The organism is Streptomyces sp. NTH33 (assembly GCF_003236365.1).
Classification (GTDB): domain Bacteria; phylum Actinomycetota; class Actinomycetes; order Streptomycetales; family Streptomycetaceae; genus Streptomyces.
In genome coordinates this window covers 1-3,323 of record NZ_POTZ01000612.1, presented here as the reverse complement: position 1 = coordinate 3,323, position 3,323 = coordinate 1, and the positions used below count along the sequence as shown (strand labels likewise).

At 67.8% G+C, this 3,323-nt stretch carries 3 protein-coding genes; all 3 read right to left on the bottom strand.

Annotation, left to right across the window (positions count from 1 at the left end):
• Nucleotides 1-747 (bottom strand): glycoside hydrolase family 43 protein (locus tag C1I97_RS33805; protein ID WP_181447030.1); only part of this gene is annotated, 747 nt, incomplete at its 3' end.
• 321 nt (nt 748-1,068) lie between these two features.
• Nucleotides 1,069-2,499 carry an endo-1,4-beta-xylanase gene (locus tag C1I97_RS33800; RefSeq protein ID WP_111006828.1) on the bottom strand — a complete coding sequence of 477 codons (1,431 nt, stop codon included), beginning with the start codon at nt 2,497-2,499 and terminating at the stop codon, nt 1,069-1,071.
• A gap of 607 nt (nt 2,500-3,106) precedes the next feature.
• On the bottom strand, nt 3,107-3,323 hold a 217-nt coding region (locus tag C1I97_RS43110; protein WP_441349185.1), incomplete at its 5' end, for an SDR family NAD(P)-dependent oxidoreductase.

Below are 3,323 nucleotides of genomic sequence, written 5' to 3'. Positions count from 1 at the left end.
GAGCAGCACCATCCACCAGCTGCCGTCGGGAGCCTCCACCAGGTCGGCGTGGCCGGTGTTCTGGATGGAGCGGGCGGTACCGCTGTGGGACAGCAGGGGGTTGGCGGGTGCGCCCTCCCAGGGGCCGCGCGGCGAGCGGCTGCGGGCTATGGACACGCTGTGGCCGCGTTCCGTGCCGCCTTCCGCGATCAGCAGGTACCACCAGTCGCCGATGCGGTAGAGGTGCGGCGCCTCGGGGTACTTGAGGCCGCTGCCCGACCACGTGCCGAAAGACCCCTCCAGCACCTCGCCCTTGACCGGGTCGATCCTGGCCATGTTGATGCCCCCTTCGGGGCCGGAGAAGGCGCACCAGCAGGTGCCGTCCTCCTCCCACGCCAGGTCGGGGTCGATCCCGGACAGGTCGATCCACACCGGGTCGCTCCACGGCCCCTCGGGCCGCTCGGCCGAGACGACGAAGTTGCCGCCACCGTCGACATTGGTGTTGATGACCCAGTAGCGGCCGTCGTGGTGGCGGATCGTGGGGGCGTAGAGACCTCCGGACGCCTTGGCGCCGGGGAGGGGCAGCGGCAGTTGCCCGGGCCGGTCGAGCACGTTGCCGATGTGCTCCCAGTGCACGAGGTCCTTGCTGTGGAAGAGCGGCAGCCCGGGGAAGTACTCGAAGCTGGAGCACACCAGGTAGTAGTCGTCACCGACCCGGCACACGCTCGGATCGGGGTGGAACCCGCTGATCACAGGGTTGTCGTACATATGCACGGAAACGTCTTCCCTTCGAGCCGCCGGGCGCCGTGCAGCGAGTCCAGGCGAGCGTTCGGTTCTCGGTTGTCCGTCTGGTCTGCGGTCCGGGTGCCGCGCCGGTTCGGGGTGGTTCCGTGGGCGGGACGGCGGCCCATGGCGTCGATCACCGCGGGGTGGACCATGGCTTCGGATTGAGGAGAAGGCCACCTGTCTGCACTTCCGCGGGGACCGGACGGTTGTGTCGCCGCCCATCAGGCCATGCCGATCGCGAGGGTCGCCGTCACCACGGCGACGACCCTCGCGATCATCAGGGATGTCTTGGTGCAGGCCTTGTCAGGCGCGGCTCCAGCGTTGGTTGTTGCCGTTCGAGCAGGAGTAGAGCTGGATCAGGGTGCCGTTGGCGGTGCCGCCCCCGACGGCGTCGAGGCAGAGGCCGGACTGGACGCCGACGATGGATCCGTCGGAGTTGAGGCGCCACTTCTGGTTGTCGCCGCCCCAGCAGCTGTAGATCTGGACCTTGGCGCCGTTGCCGGTGCCGGCGGCGTCCAGGCACTTGTTGCCGTAGACCCTGAGCTCGCCGGCGCCGGTGTACGTCCACTGCTGGTTGGTGCCGCTGTGGCAGTCCCACAGCTGGACCTGGGTGCCGTCGGTGGTGCTGCTGCTGGGCACGTCCAGGCAGCGGCCCGAACCGACGCCCTTGATCGTTCCGCCGTCCGCGGGAGGTGTGGTGGAGCCGCCGTTGAGTGCGTTGAGGACGGCGGTGTAGGCAGGCTTCTTGCTGCCGTCGTTGTTGAACAGCAGCGGCGTCTGCTCCGATCGCCAGGAGTCGCTGTCGCGCACACCCCAGACGGTGATGCCGAGGCAGCGCGGGACGGCCAGGCAGTCGTTGACCACGTTGGCGTAGGTCGTGGCCGAGGCGCCCTGGATGTCGAGTTCGGTGATGGCCACGTCGACGCCGAGGGCGGCGAAGTTCTGCAGGGTGGTGCGGAAGTTGCTGTTGTAGGGGCTGCCGCTGTTGAAGTGCGACTGGAAGCCGACGCAGTCGATCGGCACGCCGCGCTGCTTGAAGTCCCGCACCATGGCGTACATGGCCTGGGTCTTGGCCCAGGTCCAGTTCTCGACGTTGTAGTCGTTGTAGCAGAGCTTGGCGGACGGGTCGGCGGCGCGCGCGGTGCGGAAGGCGACCTCGATCCAGTCATTGCCGGTGCGTTGCAGGTTGGAGTCGCGCCGGGCTCCCGAACTGCCGTCGGCGAAGGCCTCGTTCACGACGTCCCACTGTGCGATCTTGCCCTTGTAGTGGCCCATCACGCCGTTGATGTGGTCGATCATCGCCTGGCGCAGTGCGCTGCCGCTGAGGCTCTGCATCCAGCCGGGCTGCTGGGAGTGCCAGGCCAGGGTGTGACCGCGCACCTGCTTGCCGTTCTGCACCGCCCAGTTGTAGACGCGGTCGGCGGCGGTGAAGTTGAACTGGCCCCGCTGCGGTTCGGTGGCGTCGATCTTCATCTCGTTCTCGGCCGTCACCGAGTTGAACTCACGGCCCGCGATCGTCGTGTACGTCGAGTCGCCCAGCTTGCCCGAGGCGATGGCGGTGCCGAAGTAGCGGCCGCTCTGCGCCGCCGCGGCGCCGAGCGTGCTCTCGGCGGCGTGTGCGGTCGGCGGGGAGACCAGTGCGGCGACCACACCGAGGACGCCGGCGACCAGCGCCAACAGCAGAACGCGGACCTTCCGTCGGACAACGGGTCTGGAAAGGGCGTAAGAGCCCATGGCTGTGCCTCCAAGGTAGGAATAACGGATTCACCGGACACCGCGGTCATGGGACCCGGGAGGGTCTCAACCGGCGCGGACGGCGCCCGGTCGGCCGCCGAGTGACGTACGCCGGGCGGCAGCGGTCTCTCGACACAGGCACGGGGGTACTCCATCGCGGCTCAGCCGGGGGGCGTCACGCGGCGTCGCATACCTCTCCGACCGCACGAAGCGTCAGGATGCGTCGGTGCGAGCCTCACCGGAACGAAGAACGGGGTGGCACAGGTGTTTTGGTGCGCGGATCTGTCGTGCAGCTGTGCGCGGCTCTGCCGGGCGGCACAGTCCGCCCGGGACAATGTGGTTCGAAATCTCGACCTACGATCGGTTTACCAGACAGGATGATTGAGGGATTGACGGTGACTCGTCAACCCTCGCGGCGGGAAAAGTTTCTGCTCTTCGTCCGAAACTTTCGAACCCCGGGATCGAGCCGGGCGGATCCCTGGATTGGCGAGCCCTATCGCCAACTTGCGGGGGATTTCCGGTCGGCGCGACAGCTTGTCATGCCCGAAGGGGAGGAACTGTTTGTGGACAGATCGGCGACAGACCTTGACCAGAGGGCCCCGCCTTCCTAGCTTGTGGCGTCACAGAACCGGGATGACTTCGAAACTTTCGAACCTGCCCCCGCCCCCGGCGCGGCCGCTCCGCGGTTCATCGGCGTCACCATCTGCGCCAGCCCCTGGGTGAACGTGACGATCCCGCCCTTGGTCATGGCGTAGTCCAGCAGGTGCGGACTCGGTTTGTACGCCTGCACGGACGTGGTGTTGATGATCGAGGCCCCGGCGCCC

Excerpts from the sequence above, each read along its gene's own strand:
- C1I97_RS33800 (WP_111006828.1), bottom strand. The coding sequence starts at position 2,499 with ATGGGCTCTTACGCCCTTTCCAGACCCGTTGTCCGACGGAAGGTCCGC.